Genomic DNA, 21,331 nt, shown 5'->3' on the forward strand with positions numbered 1-21,331 from the left:
ATTGAAAACAATAGATATAATATGTATAGGTGAGGTTTTAATTGATTTTATTGGTCACGAAATAAATACTTCAATAAATAGAACTAAAGATTACCATCGTTTTTTAGGAGGTTCCCCTACTAATGTTGCTGTTAATGCAGCAAGAATAGGGTTGAATCCCTTACTAGTAGCTTCCTGTGGACAAGATGGATTAGGCGATTATATCATTAGAAAATTAAAAGCAAATAAGATTGATGTATCGAGTATTAAAAAAGTTGAAACAGAACCAACTTCGGTAATTTTTGTTTCAAAATCAACTGATACACCAGATTTTATTCCCTACAGACAAGCGGATTGTAATATTACCATTGAACAATTAACAAATGAAAGTATTGCAAAAGCAAAAATTTTTCATACTACTTGTTTTGCATTAAGTAAAAACCCAGCAAGAGAAACTATTTTAAATAGAGCTAAGAAAGCAAAGGAGTTAGGGGTTCAACTAAGTATAGATATCAATTTTTCTGAAAAAATTTGGCCAGACAGGGAAGAAGCTAAACGGGTTTTAAGCGATTATTTGTCAAATGATCCACTGGTTAAATTGAGTGAAGACGATTGTTACAGACTTTTTGCTGAAGTAAAATCAGAAGAATTTATTTTTGATTATTTTCATAATCTAGGAGTTACTACAATTTGCTTAACAAAAGGAAAAAAAGGAGTTGTGGTCTCAGATGTAAAAGAAGGAGTATTCTTTCAAGAAGTAATATCTATAAAAGAAGTAAAAGATACAACTGGTGCTGGTGATGCTTTTTGGACTGGTTTTTTATATGCACAAATTAATACAAAATCATTAGAAGAATCTGTTACAATCGCTCAAAAACTAGCAGCTATTAAACTTCAAAATGTGGGAAGGCTTCCAGACGATATTAATTTAGAGCAAATTTTAAATGTCTAAGTTATAATTTCTTAAATTTTGGGTCAGTTATATGAAATGTTATAAAAAAAATGCTTTTAGTTTAGCTTTTTTATTTTTTTGTTTTTCATTTAGTTAAAATTTGTCAAATGATTGTCGAAACTATATACAGCTTTGCCAAATCCATTTCCTTTGGGTTCACAAATAATAACGGTTACATTTACGAATGTTACTACTAATGGTTGTAGTTTTTTCAATGACATTAGAATTTATAATGGATGAAACTCCAGTATTTAATTCTATTGATTCAAAATTATTAGTGATTTGAGAAGAGAGTACCCCATTGACGCAAGATGAAATTAAAGTTTTTAATACATCTTCATTTGAAAATATAATGATTTGTACAGATGTTTCAAATTCTTCCGTTTTCTTGAATGCAGGGTTAGTTGATGAAACGATTATTCCCAATCTTGCCTATCAATGGAATCTAGATAGTCAAGCTATTACTAAAGCAAATTAACATACTTATCAAGCGACAACTATTAGAGATTATAGTGTAGAAGTTACGAATAGTTTAGGATGCACTAGTATAAGGGAAATACAAGTGAATCTATCTAATGTTATTATTAATACTTTCAATATCATAGACTTAGAGGAGATGAATACAGTTGCTGTTATGGTTAACGGGTGATGGTTTATATCTATACAGTATAGATAGCGAAAACTATCAAGATAGTCCTGTTTTTTATGATGTATTACTGGGATTGTTCACCGTTTATAAGTATGATTTAAATAGATGTGGAATTTCAAAAGAATCGATAAGTTGTTGTGTTAGGGATTAGAAAATTTTTCACACCAAATTGGTAATGAAATCAACGATTTTTGGAGTGTAAAAGGATTTGATAGTCGTTTTGGAAGTCAAACCACGATTTCCATATTTAATCGATATGGTAAATAAAATAAATTTCCTCTTCTTCTCAAGGCTGAGATGAAACCTTTAATAATGTTAATTTACCTGCTTCGGATTATTGGTGTTCTATTAATATGTTAGATGGAAGTGTTTAAAAAGGGCATTTTTCATTAAAAATATAATAGAAATAATATTTTTTTTCATTTTCATAAAAGAGTAGCTATAAAATTTTTTTCTTTCGTTGCTTATTTTAACTTTGTAAGTTCATATAAATCTGATTATATGCATAGGGATACGAAACGTAGAGAAGCTCTATTATATCACGCAAAACCAACACCTGGAAAAATTCAGGTTATACCTACAAAAAAATATGCAACTCAAAGAGATTTATCTTTGGCATATTCGCCGGGAGTTGCTGAACCATGTTTAGAAATTGCTAAAGATGTAAATAACGTTTATAAATATACGGCTAAAGGTAATTTGGTCGCTGTAATTTCAAACGGAACTGCTGTATTAGGATTGGGCGATATTGGGGCAGAAGCTTCAAAGCCTGTTATGGAAGGTAAAGGATTGCTATTTAAAATTTTCGCCGATATTGATGTGTTTGATATTGAAGTTGGAACAAAAGACATTGAAGAATTTATAGCTACTGTAAAAAATATCGCACCAACTTTTGGTGGAATTAACCTAGAAGATATTAAAGCTCCAGAATCTTTTGAAATAGAAAGACGATTAGTAGAAGAGCTTAATATTCCTGTAATGCATGACGATCAACACGGAACGGCAATTATTTCATCAGCAGCTTTATTAAACGCATTAGAATTAGCAGAAAAAAAACCTGAAGATGTAAAAGTAGTAGTTTCTGGAGCTGGTTCAGCGGCTTTGGCTTGTGCTAATTTATATTTACTTCTTGGTGTTAAAGTAGAAAACATATTCATGTTTGATAAAGACGGGATGTTAACTACATGCCGTGAGGATTTATCTGAACTTCAAAAAAAATATGCAAAATCTTGTGAACCTCAGACCCTTAAGGAAGCTATTATAGATGCTGATGTTTTTTTAGGATTATCTGTTGGGAATGTGTTAACTCCAGAAATGTTGTTAACCATGAGAAGTAACCCTATAGTTTTTGCTATGGCAAATCCAGTTCCTGAGATTGATTATCAGTTGGCAATAGATACTAGAGAAGATATTATAATGGCAACCGGTCGTTCAGATCATCCAAACCAAGTAAATAATGTTCTTGGATTTCCATACATTTTCCGTGGTGCGTTAGATGTTCGTGCTACTAAGATTAACGAAGAAATGAAAATGGCTGCTGTTCGTGCTTTGGCCGAATTAGCTAAAACTCCAGTTCCAGAACAAGTAAATATTGCATACGGTGAAACCAAATTAAATTTTGGTCGCGATTATATTATTCCAAAACCTTTTGATCCTAGATTAATTGGTGTCGTTGCTCCAGCGGTTGCTAAAGCCGCGATGGAATCTGGAGTGGCACAAATTGAAATTCAAGATTGGGAAAAATACGAATTAGAGTTGTTAGACCGATTAGGTTCTGACAATAAGATGATTCGTATGCTAATGAATCGAGCCAAAACAAATCCAAAACGTGTTGTATTTGCTGAAGCTGATCATTTAGACGTGCTAAAAGCGGCTCAAATTGTTCATGAAGAAGGCATTGGGTATCCTATACTATTGGGTAACAAAGAAATTATCCAAGAGTTAAAAGAAGAAATTGGTTTTGATGCAGATGTAGTTATTATTGATCCAAAAACTAAGGAAGAATCAGAAAGAAGAAAACAATACGCAAAAGTTTTCTGGAAGTCTCGTCAAAGAAGAGGTATGACATTTCTTGAAGCTGAAAAATGGATGCGTGAGCGTAATTATTTTGCTTTAATGATGGTAAATGAAGGTGAGGCTGATGCTTTGGTTACTGGTTATTCTAGAAGCTATCCTTCGGTGGTTAAGCCAGTGATGGAATTAATCGAAAAGCAACAAGGCGTAACTAGAATCGCAACTACGAATATGATGATGACAAGTCGAGGACCAATGTTTTTATCAGATACTGCGATTAATCCTAACCCAACTGCAGAAGATTTAGCTAAAATTGCATTAATGACGGCTAAAACGGTAAGAATGTTTGGTATTGAGCCTGTTATGGCAATGGTTTCTTTTTCAAACTTTGGATCATCTAATAATGAAAGTGCTAAGAAAATTAGAGAAGCAGTTTCTTATTTACATAAATATTATCCAGATTTAATCGTAGATGGTGAAGTACAAGCCGATTTTGCTTTAAATCCTGAAATGTTACAGAGTAAATTTCCTTTTTCAAAAATTGGAAATAAAAAGGTTAATGTTTTGATTTTTCCTAATCTTGATGCTGCTAATATAACCTATAAGTTAATGAAGGAATTGAATAAATCAGATTCTATTGGACCAATAATGTTAGGCTTAGATAAGCCTGTTCATATTTTTCAATTAGGAGCAAGTGTTGAAGAAATGGTAAGTATGGCTTCTGTAGCTGTTGTTGATGCACAAGAAAAAGAAAGAAGAGCTAAAAAAAATTAAATAATAAATTAAATGATAGCACATATTCAAGGTAGATTAGTTGAAAAAACTCCAACAGATGTTGTAATTGAGTGTAATGGTGTGGGTTATCATATTAATATTTCTTTGCATACCTATTCTTTAATTCCAGATGGTGAAAATTTAAAACTTTTTACGTTCTTACAAGTTCGTGAAGATGCACATACGCTTTACGGATTTATTGAGAAACAGGAAAGAGAGCTTTTCAAATTGTTAATTTCAGTTTCGGGTGTAGGAGCAAATACAGCGAGAACTATGTTGTCGTCACTTCAGCCAACTCAAATTATTCAGGCAATTGCATCAAATGATGTTGGAACAATTCAAGGAGTAAAAGGAATTGGCGCAAAAACAGCACAAAGAGTAATTTTAGATTTAAAAGACAAAGTGTTAAAAGTCTACGATTTGGAAGATGTTTCTGTTGTGCAAAACAATACAAATAAAGATGAAGCGTTATCTGCATTAGAGGTTTTAGGTTTTAATAGAAAAGCCGCAGAAAAAGTTATAGATAAAATTGTTAAAGATGCCCCAAATGCTTCTGTAGAACAATTGATAAAACAGGCGTTAAAAAATTTATAGTTTGGATCAGAAAAATAAAAATATAGCTTTTAAAAAAGCAATTAAAATATTTAAAGTATTATTCTTTTTTATTCCTGCTTTAGCTTTGGCTCAGGTTGAAGAAGAGCAAGATACCATAAAAAATGGTGTTGATTTAGGAAAAGTTGAGATTCCAAATCCAACAAGTATTGTAGAAGCATATACATACGATCCTGTTACTGATCGTTATATCTATACCAATACTTTTGATGGTTTTAATATTAATTATCCTGTAGTATTAACTCCTGATCAATATCAAGAATTAGTACTTCGTGAAGAGATGCGAAAGTATTACCAACAGAAATCAGCGGCAATTGATAATAAATCAGATGATGAAGATGCAAAGAAAAATTTATTACCTCGTTATTATGTGAATTCTAAGTTTTTTGAAGCTATTTTTGGAAGCAATACAATTGATATAAAGCCTACAGGTTCTGTTGAAATTGACTTAGGAGTTCGATTTACGAAACAAGATAATCCATCTTTTTCGCCTCGAAATAGAAGAACTACAACTTTTGATTTTAACCAAAGAATTAGTGTTGGTTTACAAGGTAAAGTTGGAACACGATTAAATGTAAATGTAAATTATGATACGCAATCAACATTTGCATTTCAAAATTTAATTAAATTAGAATATGGATCTAATGAAGACGATATTCTACAAAAATTAGAAGTCGGAAATGTAAATTTTCCACTATCAAATTCATTAATTAGAGGTGCGCAAAGTTTATTCGGGGTAAAAGCACAATTTCAGTTTGGTAAGACAACTATTACTGGAGTTTTCTCTGAACAAAAATCTCAAACAAAAACAGTAACTTCTCAAGGTGGAGGTACTTTACAAGATTTTAGCTTTTTTGCGCAAGAATACGATGCTGATAGACACTTTTTTCTTTCTCAATATTTCAGAGATAAATATGACAAAGCCTTAGAAAATTATCCTTACATAAATAGTCGTGTTCAAATTACTAGAATTGAAGTTTGGGTAACAAACAAACAAAATAGAGTTAATACAACTGAAAATAACATAAGAAATGTTGTTGCTCTTCAAGATTTAGGAGAAGGTCCTCTTTCAACATTATTGCCACAAGAAGTGGTTGCAATTGATTTAGGCGCAAATCCTACTTTTTTTGGTTCTACTATAACAGATACACCAACTGATAATAAGAACAACCGATTCAATCCTAATAATATTGGAAGTAACTTTTTAAATAGTCAAATTCGTGAAGTTGCCACTGCTAATAATGGTTTTAATATTAGCGGAATGGAAGAAGGAACAGACTATGCTAAGTTAGAGAATGCCAGAAAATTAATGGCGTCTGAATTTACGTACCATCCACAATTAGGATATTTGTCGTTAAACCAAAAATTACAAAACGATGAAGTCTTAGCTGTTGCCTTTCAATATACGATTGGGGATGATGTATATCAAGTAGGTGAATTTGGTACAGATGGTGTTGATGCTACAAATGTTGATAATAATGGTGTACCAACTTCTCAAGCTTTAATTTTGAAGTTATTAAAAAGTAATCTGACTATTGTTAAAAACACGGTCGCAACTATAGATTATACAATGCCAATTTGGAACTTGATGATGAAAAATATTTATCAAATTCCTGGGGCTTATCAGTTGCAACAAGAGGATTTTAAATTAAATATTTTTTACACAGATCCTTCTCCGTTAAATTATATAACAGCATTTGAAGATAATACAGGAACTATTCCACTTCCTTTACCTGCTGATGTTCAAGATACTCCTTTGTTAAGGGTTTTTAAAGTGGACGAATTAAATTACACGAATGACCGTCAAAATGGTGGAGATGGATTTTTTGATTTCATTCCAGGAATTACAGTTGACCCTCAATATGGTAGAGTTATTTTTACTACAAAAGAGCCGTTTGGAGAACATTTATTCAAAAAGTTAAATAACCTTCCAACAGAGGATTATGATGACGAGGCTTCATATAATGTAAATCAAGATAAATACGTATTTAGAAATTTATATAAGCTAACCCAAGCAGCTGCTTTACAGGATAGTGAGAAAAATAAATTTCAATTAAAAGGACGTTTTAAATCTTCTGGTGGTGATGGTATTTCTATAGGTGCGTTTAATGTCCCTCAAGGTTCTGTTGTTGTAACTGCAGGAGGTAGAGTTTTGGTTGAAGGTATCGATTATACTGTAAACTATCAATTAGGGAAAGTGCAAATTTTAGATCCGGCTTTACAAGCTTCTAATACTCCAATTGAAATTTCGGTTGAGAATAATTCAGTTTTTGGACAACAAACAAGACGTTTTTGGGGAGTTAATGTAGAACATCAGTTTAATAAGAACTTTATGTTAGGTGCAACTTTGTTACGATTAAGTGAAAGACCTTTTACGAACAAATCAAACTATGGACAAGAGTCTACCAATAATACTATTTTTGGTGTAAATACTAATTACTCTACCGAAGCTCCTTTCTTAACTCGATTAGTAAATAAACTGCCTAATATTGATACAGATGTGCCTTCAAATATTTCATTTAGAGGTGAAATAGCTTATTTGCTCCCAGGTGCATCAAAGGCCGACCAATTTAATGGAGAAGCAACTACATATGTTGACGATTTTGAAGGTTCACAAACAACTATCGATTTAAGAACGCCTTCTGCTTGGTTTTTATCGAGTGTACCTTTAGAGAATAATTTTGATGGAATTCCAAATAGTGATGAACCTCCTACAGACGCTCCTTCGATTGGAGATAAAAGGGCTAAATTATCTTGGTATTCTATTGATCCAGTGTTTTATACGCAAACTCCTGGTGGTATAAGTAATAGCGATTTGTCATTGAATAAAACTAGAAGGATTTATTATGACGAAATTTATCCAAATTTAGATATAGCTCAAGGTCAACAAACAGTTATTAATACTTTAGATTTAACTTATTATCCTAAAGAAAGAGGGCCCTATAATTTTAATTCTTCAATTGCTGGGAATGGCGGTATTTTTAACGATGTAGATGCTCCCGACAACTGGGGCGGAATTATGAGAGCTATTACTTCAACAAATTTTGAACAAGCTAACGTTGAGTATGTTCAGTTTTGGGTAATGAACCCTTATTATAATGCTCCAAATATAAATCCTGTTGATATCCAAGATCCTACAAATACAGGAAAAATTGTTTTCAACTTAGGTGAGATTTCTGAAGATATTTTAAAAGACGGAAGAAAGCTATATGAGAACGGTCTTCCTGAGGCAGGTTCATCAAGTCCAACAATACAAACCAATTGGGGGCAAGTGCCAGCTTCCCAATCTTTGATTTATGCTTTTGATACAAATGAAGGAAATAGAGACGTACAAGACGCTGGTTTTGATGGTTTATTAGACGCTGAAGAGGCTGTTAAATTTCCAACTTATGCTTCTTTTCCGGATCCAGCTGGTGATAATTATGAATTTTATTTGAATACTACTGGTGACGTATTAAATCGTTATAAAAATTATAATGGTAACCAAGGTAACTCACCAGTTAATGTGACTGATAACAATAGAGGTAATACAACTTACCCAGATGTTGAAGATATTAATAGAGATAATACTATGAATACTATTAATTCATATTTTATCTATGAAGTTAATATGGGGCCTAATCCTGTAGTAGGACAAAATTATGTTTCCGATATTCGAACAACTACGGAATCTAGTTTGCCAAATGGTGGTTCTACAGATGTTCAATGGGTGCAATATAAAATTCCAATTCAAGATTTAACCGGAGTTACAAAAGTAGGTCCAATTGAAGATTTACGTTCTGTTCGATTTATTAGAATGTACATGACAGGGTTTAGAGATGAAATTACTCTACGTTTCGGAGCTTTAGACCTAGTTAGAGGTGAATGGAGAAGATTTTTAGGAAGTCTAGATGATAATGTTGGCGATAATGATGATGATGATAATACAGGTTTTGATGTAGTGTCTCTAAACATTCAAGAAAATAATAATAGAACTCCAATTCGTTATGTTACTCCTCCTGGAGTAACAAGAGAACAATTGTATAATAATAATACAGTTATCAATCAAAACGAACAATCTTTATCATTAAGAGTTTATGATAAATTTGGAGGGACTACATTCGGATTAGAGTCAGGTGATTCACGTGCTGTTTTTAAAAATGTAAACATAGACATGCGTCAATTTAAAAAATTAAGGATGTTTATGCATGCTGAAGCTGTTCAAGTTTCAGATAATGTTCCAGATCCGAATTTAGCTGACGATGATTTAGTAGCATTCATCCGTTTTGGTAACGATTTTACAGAAAACTTTTATCAAGTTGAAATGCCTTTACAGTTGACTAATTTTGGAGCAAGTTCTGCTGAAGATATTTGGCCTGCTGATAACGAAATGGAATTAGCACTAGATTTATTGACAAAAATAAAATCTAGAAAAATTGGTGATAATTTAGGTGTGCCTGATGCAAATGGAATTTATTTCTTAAACGAAAGTGATTTAGGTTCCTCAAACAATAAAATGACTATTGGTATTAAAGGTAATCCGAACTTTGGATTAGTTAGAACCATTATGTTAGGTATTAAAAATAAATCAGGAGATGTAAAAAGAGGAGAAGTTTGGTTTAACGAACTTCGTTTGTCTGACATGGACAATCAAGGAGGTTATGCAGCAGTTGCTAATCTAGATGCTAATTTAGCTGATTTTGCAAATATTTCTGCTACAACTCGACTTAGTACTATAGGTTTTGGTGGAATTGAAGATGGACCTAACGAAAGAAGTCGTGAAGATATGTTTCAATATGATATTGTAACAAATGTTAATTTAGGACAATTATTACCGAAGAAATGGGGAATTAATGTTCCTTTTAATTATGCAGTTGGCGAACAAACTATTACACCAAAATATGATCCGTTTTATCAAGATATTGAGCTAGAGCAATTGCTGGATGAGACACCAGATGCTTCAGAGCGTGAAAATATAAGAACGAGGGCGGAAGATTATACTAAAAGAACAAGTATAAATTTTATAGGTGTAAAAAAGGAAAGAGCTCCTGAACAAAAGCAACATTTTTATGATATTGAAAACGTTACTCTCTCTTATTCATTCAATGAAACTTTCCATAGGGATTATGAGATTGAAAATTCAATTGACCAGCAGAATAGAACTTCTGTAGATTATGCTTACAGTTTTAAACCAAAATCTATAGAGCCATTTAAGAAATCAAAAAAATTTAAGAGTAGATATTATCAATTGTTGAAAGATTTTAACTTCAACTTTTTACCTAATAATATTTCATTTAGCTCTAATATTATTCGTCAATATAACCGTCAGCAATTCCGTTTGGTAGACGTGCAAGGTATTGGCCTTGAAGCATTGTATAGAAGAAATTATTTCTTCAATTATAACTATGGGTTTAATTATAGTTTGACTAAGTCGCTAAAATTAAATTACACTGCTTCTTCGAGTAACATTGTTAAGAATTATATTGACCCATTTGGTGAAGTTAACAATGAGCTAGATATTTGGGATCAATATTGGGATATTGGTGATCCTAATCAGCATAACCAACAAATTGTAGTTAATTATGAGTTGCCTTTAAATAAACTTCCGTTCTTAAGTTTTCTAAAAACTACATATACTTATACGGGTGATTACAATTGGCAAAGAGCTTCAACTGCTTTTTCAACAGTAACAGCAGAAAATGGTGATGTATATGAATTAGGAAATACTATTCAAAATGCAAATTCTCATAAGATAAATGCAAACTTTAATATGGATGCATTTTATCGATATGTTGGTTTGGTTGGGAATAAAAAGAATAAAAATAAGAAAGGAAATAATACAAAAGGTAAAGGGAATACCCAGCCAGTTCCAGGTCAAAAGATTTCGGCTAAAAAGAATGAAAAAGAATCAGATGGGAATGTTTTTGTAGAAGGCTTAAAAGGTGTTTTAATGAGTGTTAAAAACATCCAAGTTAATTATACAGAAACAAATGGTACAGTACTTCCAGGTTATTTACCAAGTCTTGGGTTCTTTGGAACTTCTAGACCTACTTTAGGTTTTGTATTCGGTAGTCAGTCAGATGTTCGTTATAAAGCAGCTCAAAATGGTTGGTTAACTACTTTCCCTGAATTCAATCAGAATTTTACACAAGTTACAAACAAGCAATTAAATGTAACAGCTCAAGTTGAACCATTTAAAGATTTGAAGATCGATGTTAATGCAGAGCGAATGATGATGGAGAATTATTCTGAGCAATATGATGTTACAAACGGACAGTATAATTCAAGATCTCCTTATAATACAGGTAATTTTAATATTTCAACAATTTTGATAAAAACATCATTTGCTCAAAGCGATGAAAATTTTTCAGAAGCATTTCAAGCATTCAGAGATAATAGAATTAAAGTTGCCGATAAACTTGCTGAACAATATTATGGTAATTCTACATTTCCAAGAGATGTTGAAGGGTATCCAGTTGGTTTTGGTAAAAACAGTCAACAAGTATTATTGCCTTCATTTGTTGCAGCATATTCAGGTAGAGATGTGGATAAAGTGTCTACAGGTATTTTTAGAGATGTTCCTTTACCAAATTGGAATGTTAAATATACTGGATTGATGCGTTATAAATTCTTCAAGGATACATTTAAACGTTTTTCATTACAACATGGATATAGAGCAAGTTATAATGTGAATGGTTTTACTTCAAACCTAAACAATACACCAATAGATGCTAATGGTAATTTCTATGCTAAAACATTAGTTACAAATGTTAACCTTACGGAGCAATTTAATCCATTAATGAAGGTTGATTTTGAAATGAAAAATTCGATTCGAATTTTGGCAGAAATGAAAAAAGACCGTTCATTAAATATGAGTTTTGCTAATAACTTATTAACTGAAGTAAGCGGTAACGAATATACATTAGGATTAGGATATCGTATTAAAGATGTTACAATTAATACTGCACTAGCAGATAACCCAATGGGTGTTATTAAAAGTGATATTAATTTGAAAGCAGATTTTACTTTAAGAAAGAATAAAACTATTGTTCGTTATTTAGATTATGATAATAATGAATTGGGAGGCGGACAAGATATGTGGTCTATTAAATTTACAGCCGATTATTCCTTCAGTAAAAATTTAACAGCTATTTTATTTTATGATCATCAATTTACACAAGCTGTTATCTCTACATCATTTCCAATAACTAATATTAGGGCCGGATTTACGTTACGATATAACTTTGGAAATTAATATTTGAAAAATATTTTAGATTTAAAATTTTAAAATTACATTTGCTCAATAAAAATAAAAAACATGAACATCCCAACTAACTTAAAGTACACAAAAGACCACGAATGGGTTTTAATTGAAGGCGATACTGCTACTGTAGGAATTACTGATTTTGCACAGAAAGAATTAGGAGATATCGTTTATGTAGAGGTTGAAACGTTAGATCAAACTTTGTCTAAAGATGAGGTTTTTGGTACTGTTGAAGCTGTAAAAACAGTTTCTGATTTGTTTTTGCCTTTATCAGGTGAGATTGTTGAATTTAATGATTCATTAGAATCGGAACCAGAAAAAGTAAACTCTGATCCTTATGGAGACGGTTGGATGGTGAAAGTGAAATTTGAAAATGAATCAGAAATCGAAGAACTTTTGTCAAGTGATGATTATAAAGCGCTTATTGGAGCGTAAATATTTAATAGCAGCAATTTTTTGGACAATAACAATGACTATTTTAAGTTTAGTTAGTTTAAAAGGACTGCCTTCAATTACAACATTAAAATTCAAGGACAAAATAATTCATTTTATGTTTTATTTTGTTTTTGTTTTTTTGTGGTCAATTGCTCTAAAAGGAAAAAATATTAAAATTTTAAAGATTGTACTTTTTGCAATACTGTATGGCATAGTTATTGAGATTTTACAGTCAGCAATAACTTTAAATAGACAAGCAGATGTTTTTGATGCACTAGCCAATTCATTTGGAGCATGTACAGCAGTGTTGTTTTTAAAGTTTAAAAATAATGCTTAATTTTTTTTAAAAGAAATCTATTATTAACTATATTAGCACCTCAAAATTATAATTATGGAACTAAAGAAAAATCCAAAAGTAGATCCAAGGAGAAATAGCTTATTGTTTTTTCAGATAGGCTTAGTTGCAATTTTATTGCTTTCTTATCTTGGTATTGAGTTAAAATCTGAAGACCCAAGAGAGGAAACAGAATTAGGATTTGTAACTGATAATTTAATTGTTGATGATGAAGAAACAATTATTACTTTACCACCAGTTCAGAAATTACCACCACCACCACCACCAGCTCCTGAAGTTATTGAGGTAGTGAAAGATGAAATTAAATTAGAAGAAAAGAAAATAGAAACTACTGAGGTAGAGGAGAATAAACCTGTTGTTGTTGTAAAGGCATCTGATGTTGGTAGCACAGGAGGAGATATGGATTTTGATGAAGAGTTACCATTTGCGGTAATCGAAGATATTCCTTTGTTTCCAGGTTGTGAAACAGTTCCAAAAGCACAAAGAATGGATTGTTTCAATGAAAAAATGAATAAGCATATAAAGAAATATTTTAATTACCCAGAGAGAGCTGCTGAAAGTGAAACACAAGGTAGAGTCTCAGTTCAGTTTGTAATTGATAAGCAAGGTAATATTACTAATATTCTAACTAGATTTGCTGGAAAAGGTTCAGATGGAGCACAATTAGAACAAGAAGCGAAACGTATTATCGAAAAGCTTCCTAAATTTACTCCAGGTAAGCAACGTGGAAAACCTGTAAAAGTAAAATACGGTTTACCTATCACATTTAGACTTCAAAACTAAATATAATTCAAATCCCAACTTTAAGTTGGGATTTTTTTTGGCACATAAATTGTATATAAATATTTGTTAAAGGGTTGTTAATATTTAAACTATACAATTATGAAAAAAGATGTCAAATTAAAATCAAAAACTAGAAACAGTTTTATTTATTTTCAATTAGGATTAATTGGAACAATGTTGATTGTTTTATTTGTTTTAGAGTTTCAATTTAAAGAAGCAGTAAAAGAAATTAAAACCTTTACTTTGAACGAACCAATCGATGAGCCATTTGATGGTGTTTTTACAATTATTGAGAACAACGATACAGAAGTAAAACCTGAAAAAGTTGTTAAACCCCAAGTTAAAGTGCCTTTAGATGTTACTGAAGTTGAGGTTAAAGATAATGATGAGCAAATTAAGGAAACAGATATCAATACCCAAGATAATGTTTCGTCTAATGAAGGTTCTGAAATAAAAAATGATGAAACAAATAACACTTCAGGGAATGTTGTTTCGAAGCCAGTTAATCCAACTATATTTAATGTTGAAAGATTGCCAATGTTTCCTGAATGCGCTGGATTAAGTAGAACGGAGCAAAAAGCTTGTTTTGATGAACAGCTAATGAAAGCTGTAATGCGTAACCTTAGTTATCCTGATGTAGATTTGGAAAATGGAAAGCAAGGTACTGCTTTAATTGAGTTTGTAATTGATGAGAAAGGTAATATAACTAATGTTAAAGCTTTAGATAATAAAAGAGCAACTGTAACTATGCAAAAAGCAGCTGAAAAAGCAGTAAAAAAATTACCAAAATTAATTCCTGCTAAAATGGGAGAAGATAATGTTAGAATTAAATATTCAATTCCTATTTCGTTTAGAATACAATAAAAAATAAAATTATTTCACAAAAGAATCCCAATTCGTTGGGATTTTTTTATTTTTACCAAGCATAAAATTAATTTAATGGATGTTAGGCAATATTTAGATTCTACGTATCTTAAAACCGCTGAACAAGCAGGTTTAACTTTGGCTAAAAATAAAGAAGTTGTTGTTAATGCAATTCAAGAGGCAATTGATAATAATTTCAAACTTATTATGATTCGACCTGAGTTTGTAAAACTTGCAAAGCAAATGATTAAAGAAGCTAGTTCAAAAGTTACTGTTGGGACTGTTATTGACTTCCCAAAAGGCGATAATTCAATAGAGTTTAAATTAGCTGAAGCTACAAAAGCAATTAAAGATAAAGTAGACGATTTAGATTTTGTTCTAGATTATGAAGCCTTTAAAAGAGGTGAAATTGACCTAGTAAAAGATCAGGTATTAGCATGCACAAGACTAGGTTTAGAAAACAATAAAATAGTAAAGTGGATAATTGAAATTGCAGCATTAGATAATGCTCAAATTATTCAACTTTCAGCGTTAATAAAAAATATTGTTGTTGCAAATTTTAAAGAAAATGAATACGAACATGTTTTTGTAAAATCGTCAACAGGATTTTATCCTACAAAAGATGGAAAACCAAATGGTGCAACTTTTGAAGCGGTTAAAATTATGCTTGAAAATTCATGTCCATTACCGGTTAAGGCTGCTGGAGGTGTTCGTACATATGAAGAAGCAATGGAAATGATTAAATTAGGAGTTAAAAGAATAGGGACTTCATCTGCAAAAGCAATTGTTAATGGAGAAGTTTCACAATCTGAATATTAAATAATGAAGAAAGTAGTTTTACTAGCATTTTTGTTTTTTGCTGTTTTATCTTGGAGTCAGGTGTCTAATGAAAAGTTGCCTGTTTTTAAAGAGTGTGAAAGCGCCCCAAACGAAGAGCAAGAATCATGTTTTTACAATACGATTCAAACTTTTGTTTACAATAATTTTAAGGTGTCTTCTAACGATTCTATTACAAAAGGAACAATTTATGCCGTTTTTGAAGTTGATACAATAGGCAATTTTAAGCCTTTGTACATTGATGCTCCTTCAAAAGAATTAAAAAGCGAAACGGAAGCTGTTTTTTCAAAATTACCGAAAATACAACCTGCAACATATTCAGGTAGAAAAGTTTATGCAAAATTCAATTTAAAAATTGCAATACCTCTAGTAGAGCCGACTCCCTATGAGGCCAAGTCAAATAACGATAACTCTCAAGATAAAACAAATAAAGAGTTAATTGATAACTCAAAAGAATTAACCGAATTTGAAGAGGTTTCTAATAATTATAAAGATTACGAAAATGATCAATTTAAGAGTGATTTAAATATTGCTTTTACACACATGAATTACGCCGTTTTTGAATCTTTACTCAACCAAGTAGGAAGTAACAATCACACGGCAACTAAACCATATTCATTTTCAGAAGTTGCTAAATATTACGATTTTCAAGCGGTATATGAGTCTTTAGCTAAACAGAAAGAAGGTTGGTGGGGAAGAAAACTTTGGAACGAACACACGGTTTCAATTAAAGGAGATAATTATTGGTTTATTGCGGATCCAATTTTAGACTTGCGTTTAGGTAAGGATACTGAAAGTGAATTGTCTAATACATTTGTAAACACAAGAGGAATAAATATTCAAGGAGGATTAGGAAAGCAAATTACTTTTTCTGCTTCAGTTTATGAAAGTCAGGGTCGTTTTGCTGATTATTACAATGCATATGCTGTTAGCATTCGCCCATCGGGTGGAAATCCTGCTATTATTCCAGGAATTGGAATTGCTAAAGAATTTAAAACAGATGCATTTGATTTCCCTATGGCAGAAGCTAATATAAAATTTAAGCCTAATGAAATTTTTGATTTGCAATTAGGGTATGGACGTAATTTTATAGGTGATGGATATCGCTCTTTATTACAAAGTGATGGAGTTAGTCCTTATCCTTATTTTAAAATTAATACTCAATTCTGGAAAATTAAATACACAAATACTTACATGTGGTTAAAGGATGTTCGACCTGATGTAACAATTGATGGAGCATACGCAACAAAATATATGGCTAGCCACTATTTAAGTTATAATGTGTCAAAAAGAATAAATATAGGTTTGTTTGAAAATGTAGTTTGGTCAAACAACAACCAAAGAGGCTTTGATATGAATTTTGTCAATCCAATTATATTTTATAGAGCTGTTGAGTTTGGTTCTTCATCTCGAGCAGGAAACGCTGTTATGGGTGCAACAGCAAAATATAAATGGAATAATCAAATTAATTTTTATGGGCAATTCTTATTGGATGAATTTGCAATAGGCGATGTTAAAGAAGGAAATAAAAGCTGGAGAAATAAATTTGGTTACCAGCTTGGAGCAAAATACTATGATGCTTTTAAGGTCAAAAACTTAATGTTACAACTAGAATACAATCATGTCCGTCCTTATGTGTATTCACACAGTAATCCATTAACAAATTATTCGCATAATAATTTAAGCATGGGGCATCAATGGGGTGGAAATTTTAGAGAATTAGTCGCGATTGCAAGATATTTTAAAGGAAGATATTTTGGAGAGGCAAAACTTACTTACGGGCAAAAAGGTTTTGATTTTAATGACGGAACAGATAATTTTAATTACGGTGGAAATATTTTCTTAAGTTATAATGATGATCGACCAAGAGATACTGGTGTAGTAATAGCTCAAGGAAATAAAACCAATATTATGATTGGAGAGTTACAAGTAGGTTATTTGGTAAATCCATCTTCAAATTTGAAAGTATTCGGAAATGTTTTAGTTCGTAATTTTGACCCTACAGCCGAAACGCCAACAACTATTCAAAATAATACAACTTGGTTTTCTATAGGTTTGCGAAGCGATTTGTTTAATTGGTATTTTGATTATTAAAATATAGTTTTCAAAAAACTAATCACTAATCACTAATTACTAATCACTAATTTAGTATCTTTGCGCGCAGTAAAATAAAGCATACGCTACGTTTTGAGCTCAGAAAATCAAACTATAACTAAACCAACACTTTATTCGAACTTTGTTGCGATAACTAAAGCTCGTTTATCTATTAGTGTTGTTGTTTCAACAATTGCAGGCTTTTTATTAGGTGTTGAGCAATGGGAGGCTAACCATTGGTTTGTCTTGTTGCTTTTAGTTATTGGCGGTTATTGTATGGTGGGCGCATCAAATGTTTTCAATCAAATTATTGAAAAGGATATCGACTCTTTAATGGAGCGCACAAAAAATAGACCACTTCCTTCTGGTCAAATGACCAATCAGTCGGCTTTAATTTTGGGAATTGCTTTAACATTAGTTGGGTTGATAATTTTGTTTACAATTAATCCAAAGACAGCAATGTTTGCTGCAATTTCTATTTTCATGTATGTGTTTTTATACACACCAATGAAATCAAAAACACCTTTATCTGTTTTTGTTGGGGCTTTTCCAGGGGCAATCCCTTTTATGTTAGGTTGGGTAGCAGCTACAGGCGATTTTGGAATTGAAGCAGGAACCCTTTTTATTATCCAGTTTTTTTGGCAATTTCCTCATTTTTGGGCTATAGGATGGTTTTTATATGACGATTATAAAAAAGCAGGTTTTTGTATGTTACCTACAGGGGAACGTGATAAAAAAACTGCATTTCAAACAATATTTTATACAATTTGGACAGTGTTAGCTTCTATAATTCCAGCATTTGGTTTTACAGGCAGGTTGTATTTAACAAAAATTTCTGCAGGTATTGTTTTATTGTTAGGAATTTGGATGCTATTTTATGCATTAAAATTATATAAAGAAATGGATAAAGCTGCGGCAAGAAAGCTTATGATTGTAAGTGTGTCTTACATTTCTTTGTTGCAATTAATATATGTTTTAGATAAGTTTATACGATAATGGAAGAGAATAAATTACAAGAAGAATATCTTCAAAAATCAAAAACATACAAAATGTTTATGATTTTTGGAATGATTAGCATTGTGATGATTTTTGCTGGTTTAACAAGTGCTTTTATTGTTAGTAAATCAAGAAAGGATTGGTTGCAAGATTTTGAAATTCCTGATACTTTTTTGATTAGTACAATTTTACTTTTAATTAGTAGTTTGACTTTTTGGTTGGCAAAAAAAACGATCCAAAAAGGTAAGAATTCACAAGGGATGATAATGTTATTATTTACACTTGTGTTAGGGGTACTTTTTGTGATTTTCCAATTCAAAGGGTTTAATTTTCTTTTTGATAAAGGTTTAGTTCCAGTTGGACCATCAGGATCGGTTACAATTTCATTTTTATATGCCTTTGTAATTGTGCATATCGCACACCTTTTTGGAGGTTTTATTTCGCTTTTAGTTGTAATTTATAATCATTATAAACAAAAGTACAAAACAGGTCAAACCCTTGGTATTGAACTAAGTGCGATGTATTGGCACTTTATGGATTTTATCTGGTTAGGGTTGTTTTTATTTTTCTATTTTTTCAAATAGAAAAAAAATAATAAATTTGGGAACTTTTTAACAATTAAAAAATTTATGGGAGCAGCAGTTACTACTCATGATGAACACGCTTTATTAGACGGCGGTCCAGGCCCATTAGGAGCTACCTATGGTAAAATGATGATGTGGTATTTCATTTTATCAGATGCTTTAACTTTTTCGGGATTCCTTGCCGCTTACGGTTTTTCTAGATTTAAATTTATTGAAACTTGGCCAATTGCCGATGAAGTGTTTACGCACTTTCCTTTTTTACATGGTGTAGATGCGCCAATGTATTATGTAGCATTAATGACATTTATCCTTATCTTTTCTTCTGTTACTATGGTACTTGCAGTAGATGCAGGACATCATATGAAACAAAAGAAAGTTGCTTTGTATATGGCATTAACTATTGTTGGAGGTTTTATTTTCTTAGGCTCTCAAGCTTGGGAATGGAAAAACTTCATCAAAGGAGAGTTTGGAGCGATCGAAACTCAAGGTGGTGCAATGTTACAATTCGTTAACAAAGAAGGTGAGAGAGTTGCTTTAGCTGAATTTGCAAAAGTATTACCTGAAGATAGAGAACAATTAGAAAGAAAAGACGGTGTTTGGTTCATGGGTGAAGGTAGTCTTCCAAGTTATTCTGTAAATGAAGTGGTTGAAGGTTTCAAAGCAAATCCTGATTTATTAATAAGAACAGAGCAAATTGTTGATAAGAAAAAAGTTGTTTTGTCAAGAGAAGAATCTATCAAAAGATTAGCTGATGCTCAATATGTAGTAGAAGGTGCTAATTTAGTTCGTAATGAATACGGTCATAAATTGTTTGCTGATTTCTTTTTCTTTATTACTGGTTTCCACGGATTTCACGTTTTCTCTGGTGTTGTAATCAATATCATTATTTTCTTTAATGTATTATTAGGTACTTACGAGAAGAGAAAAAGCTACGAAATGGTTGAAAAAGTAGGTTTATACTGGCACTTTGTCGATTTAGTATGGGTGTTTGTATTTACATTCTTCTACTTAGTTTAATTTTTTAAGAATTATCGTTATGGCACACGCACACGAATCAAATATTAAAAGAATCTGGACAGTTTTCGGAATCTTATCTGTAATTACTATTGTTGAAGTTGCTTTAGGTATTGTTAAACCTGATAGCTTACATTTAACATCAGTATTAGGAACAAGTCCTTTAAACTGGATCTTCATCATTTTAACGTTAGTTAAAGCATATTATATTACATGGGCTTTCATGCACATGGAAGGTGAAAAAAAATGGTTTAGAAGATCAATCGTTTGGACGGTAGTTTTCCTTATCATCTATTTAGTAACAATGTTACTTATTGAAGGTGATTATATTTATCAAGTTTTCAAAAGCGGTCATTTAAAATGGTTGTTTTAACATAAGTTTACAATTTGAATCCCGATAATTATCGGGATTTTTTTTTGTATTTTTGTTTCAAATTCTCAGTGATGAATAAAAATAAAATTATCCTACTTTTTCTTTTTGTTTTCCCTATTATAACGTATCTAATTTTTGCGTCTGCAAAACACAATTCTCTTTTTTTAAAGACGATATCCGAAAATAATTTAGAAATTCCTTCAACTTGGAAATCTTTAAATGGTGAGGACGTTAAATTACAAGATAAAATTACTGTTTTAGGATTTGTAGGAGAAGATGTTACTGCAAATAAGAGTAATCTATTTAATTTGAATCAGAAAGTTTATAACAAATATTTCGGGTTTAAAGATTTTCAATTTGTAATGATTGCCCCTAAAGGAACTGAGCAAGACTGCCTTGATATTTTAGATCAATTTAAAATGTTTTCAACAGATTTATCAGGCTGGCATTTTGTTTTTGCTTCAAATGAAGAAATTGAAAATTATTACAAAAGTTTCAATTTGGTTGGACAACTTGATGACAAAGAAGGTACAGCAGAAGTGATTCTAGTTGATAAAGAGCGTAATCATAGAGGTAGAAAAGGAGTGAATAAAAAAGGAGAACAAGAATATCGAGAAAGTTACAACACTATATCTGCTGCAGATTTACACAATGAAATGTCTGATGATGTAAAGATTCTTTTAAGAGAATACCGATTAGCTTTGAAGAAGAATAAGAGAAAAGATGATTTTAGAGATAAAATCACTGAAGAAGTTGAAAAAAATAATAAGTAAT

General features: G+C 31.4%; 16 protein-coding genes. All 16 read left to right on the forward strand.

Annotated elements, in window-relative coordinates; translation table 11 throughout:
* Position 1: 1 nt before the first annotated feature.
* Positions 2–931, forward strand: coding sequence for a carbohydrate kinase family protein (locus tag KK2020170_RS05125; protein WP_221259748.1), 930 nt, complete (start codon positions 2–4; stop codon positions 929–931).
* A 301-nt stretch (positions 932–1,232) separates the two neighbouring features.
* Positions 1,233–1,409 carry a hypothetical protein gene (locus tag KK2020170_RS05130; protein ID WP_221259749.1) on the forward strand — a complete coding sequence of 59 codons (177 nt, stop codon included), beginning with the start codon at positions 1,233–1,235 and terminating at the stop codon, positions 1,407–1,409.
* A 672-nt stretch (positions 1,410–2,081) separates the two neighbouring features.
* Entirely contained in the window at positions 2,082–4,367 is a 2,286-nt protein-coding gene (locus KK2020170_RS05135) for an NADP-dependent malic enzyme (RefSeq protein ID WP_221259750.1), read from the forward strand.
* 12 nt (positions 4,368–4,379) lie between these two features.
* Entirely contained in the window at positions 4,380–4,961 is a 582-nt protein-coding gene (gene ruvA, locus KK2020170_RS05140) for a Holliday junction branch migration protein RuvA (RefSeq protein ID WP_221259751.1), read from the forward strand.
* A gap of 1 nt (position 4,962) precedes the next feature.
* Positions 4,963–12,213 (forward strand): T9SS outer membrane translocon Sov/SprA, encoded by a 7,251-nt coding sequence (sov, locus tag KK2020170_RS05145; RefSeq protein WP_255567342.1) that lies wholly within the window; start codon positions 4,963–4,965, stop codon positions 12,211–12,213.
* A gap of 63 nt (positions 12,214–12,276) precedes the next feature.
* Positions 12,277–12,657, forward strand: coding sequence for a glycine cleavage system protein GcvH (gene gcvH, locus KK2020170_RS05150; protein ID WP_221259752.1), 381 nt, complete (start codon positions 12,277–12,279; stop codon positions 12,655–12,657).
* Positions 12,658–12,691: 34 nt separating this feature from the next.
* Positions 12,692–12,994, forward strand: a complete 303-nt coding sequence (locus tag KK2020170_RS05155; RefSeq protein WP_221259753.1) for a VanZ family protein — start codon at positions 12,692–12,694, stop codon at positions 12,992–12,994.
* Between the two features lie 54 nt (positions 12,995–13,048).
* The gene (locus KK2020170_RS05160; protein ID WP_221259754.1) at positions 13,049–13,795 is read left to right on the forward strand and encodes an energy transducer TonB; all 747 of its coding nucleotides are present in this window, start codon (positions 13,049–13,051) and stop codon (positions 13,793–13,795) included.
* A gap of 99 nt (positions 13,796–13,894) precedes the next feature.
* Positions 13,895–14,659 carry an energy transducer TonB gene (locus tag KK2020170_RS05165; protein ID WP_221259755.1) on the forward strand — a complete coding sequence of 255 codons (765 nt, stop codon included), beginning with the start codon at positions 13,895–13,897 and terminating at the stop codon, positions 14,657–14,659.
* Positions 14,660–14,734: 75 nt separating this feature from the next.
* Positions 14,735–15,478 carry a deoxyribose-phosphate aldolase gene (gene deoC / locus KK2020170_RS05170; RefSeq protein ID WP_221259756.1) on the forward strand — a complete coding sequence of 248 codons (744 nt, stop codon included), beginning with the start codon at positions 14,735–14,737 and terminating at the stop codon, positions 15,476–15,478.
* A 3-nt stretch (positions 15,479–15,481) separates the two neighbouring features.
* The gene (locus tag KK2020170_RS05175; protein ID WP_221259757.1) at positions 15,482–17,590 is read left to right on the forward strand and encodes a gliding motility protein RemB; all 2,109 of its coding nucleotides are present in this window, start codon (positions 15,482–15,484) and stop codon (positions 17,588–17,590) included.
* A 93-nt stretch (positions 17,591–17,683) separates the two neighbouring features.
* On the forward strand, positions 17,684–18,586 hold the full coding sequence (gene cyoE, locus KK2020170_RS05180) for a heme o synthase (protein ID WP_221259758.1): 903 nt from the start codon (positions 17,684–17,686) through the stop codon (positions 18,584–18,586).
* The gene (locus KK2020170_RS05185; protein WP_221259759.1) at positions 18,586–19,170 is read left to right on the forward strand and encodes a cytochrome c oxidase subunit 3; all 585 of its coding nucleotides are present in this window, start codon (positions 18,586–18,588) and stop codon (positions 19,168–19,170) included. The genes cyoE and KK2020170_RS05185 overlap by 1 nt, the downstream gene beginning before the upstream one ends.
* Positions 19,171–19,215: 45 nt before the next feature.
* Entirely contained in the window at positions 19,216–20,187 is a 972-nt protein-coding gene (locus KK2020170_RS05190) for a cytochrome c oxidase subunit 3 (protein WP_221259760.1), read from the forward strand.
* 19 nt (positions 20,188–20,206) lie between these two features.
* On the forward strand, positions 20,207–20,557 hold the full coding sequence (locus KK2020170_RS05195) for a cytochrome C oxidase subunit IV family protein (RefSeq protein ID WP_221259761.1): 351 nt from the start codon (positions 20,207–20,209) through the stop codon (positions 20,555–20,557).
* 71 nt (positions 20,558–20,628) lie between these two features.
* A complete protein-coding gene (locus tag KK2020170_RS05200) occupies positions 20,629–21,330 on the forward strand; it encodes a hypothetical protein (protein WP_221259762.1) in 702 nt (233 codons plus the stop codon).
* Position 21,331 lies beyond the last annotated feature (1 nt).

Source organism: Flavobacterium okayamense (genome assembly GCF_019702945.1).
Taxonomy (GTDB): Bacteria; Bacteroidota; Bacteroidia; order Flavobacteriales; family Flavobacteriaceae; genus Flavobacterium; species Flavobacterium okayamense.

Coding starts and splice junctions, on each gene's coding strand:
- KK2020170_RS05135 (WP_221259750.1), top strand. CDS start 2,082: ATGCATAGGGATACGAAACGTAGAGAAGCTCTATTATATCACGCAAAA.
- KK2020170_RS05195 (WP_221259761.1), top strand. CDS start 20,207: ATGGCACACGCACACGAATCAAATATTAAAAGAATCTGGACAGTTTTC.
- ruvA (WP_221259751.1), top strand. CDS start 4,380: ATGATAGCACATATTCAAGGTAGATTAGTTGAAAAAACTCCAACAGAT.
- KK2020170_RS05165 (WP_221259755.1), top strand. CDS start 13,895: ATGAAAAAAGATGTCAAATTAAAATCAAAAACTAGAAACAGTTTTATT.
- gcvH (WP_221259752.1), top strand. CDS start 12,277: ATGAACATCCCAACTAACTTAAAGTACACAAAAGACCACGAATGGGTT.
- deoC (WP_221259756.1), top strand. CDS start 14,735: ATGGATGTTAGGCAATATTTAGATTCTACGTATCTTAAAACCGCTGAA.
- KK2020170_RS05185 (WP_221259759.1), top strand. CDS start 18,586: ATGGAAGAGAATAAATTACAAGAAGAATATCTTCAAAAATCAAAAACA.
- KK2020170_RS05190 (WP_221259760.1), top strand. CDS start 19,216: ATGGGAGCAGCAGTTACTACTCATGATGAACACGCTTTATTAGACGGC.
- KK2020170_RS05175 (WP_221259757.1), top strand. CDS start 15,482: ATGAAGAAAGTAGTTTTACTAGCATTTTTGTTTTTTGCTGTTTTATCT.
- KK2020170_RS05160 (WP_221259754.1), top strand. CDS start 13,049: ATGGAACTAAAGAAAAATCCAAAAGTAGATCCAAGGAGAAATAGCTTA.
- KK2020170_RS05155 (WP_221259753.1), top strand. CDS start 12,692: ATGACTATTTTAAGTTTAGTTAGTTTAAAAGGACTGCCTTCAATTACA.
- KK2020170_RS05200 (WP_221259762.1), top strand. CDS start 20,629: ATGAATAAAAATAAAATTATCCTACTTTTTCTTTTTGTTTTCCCTATT.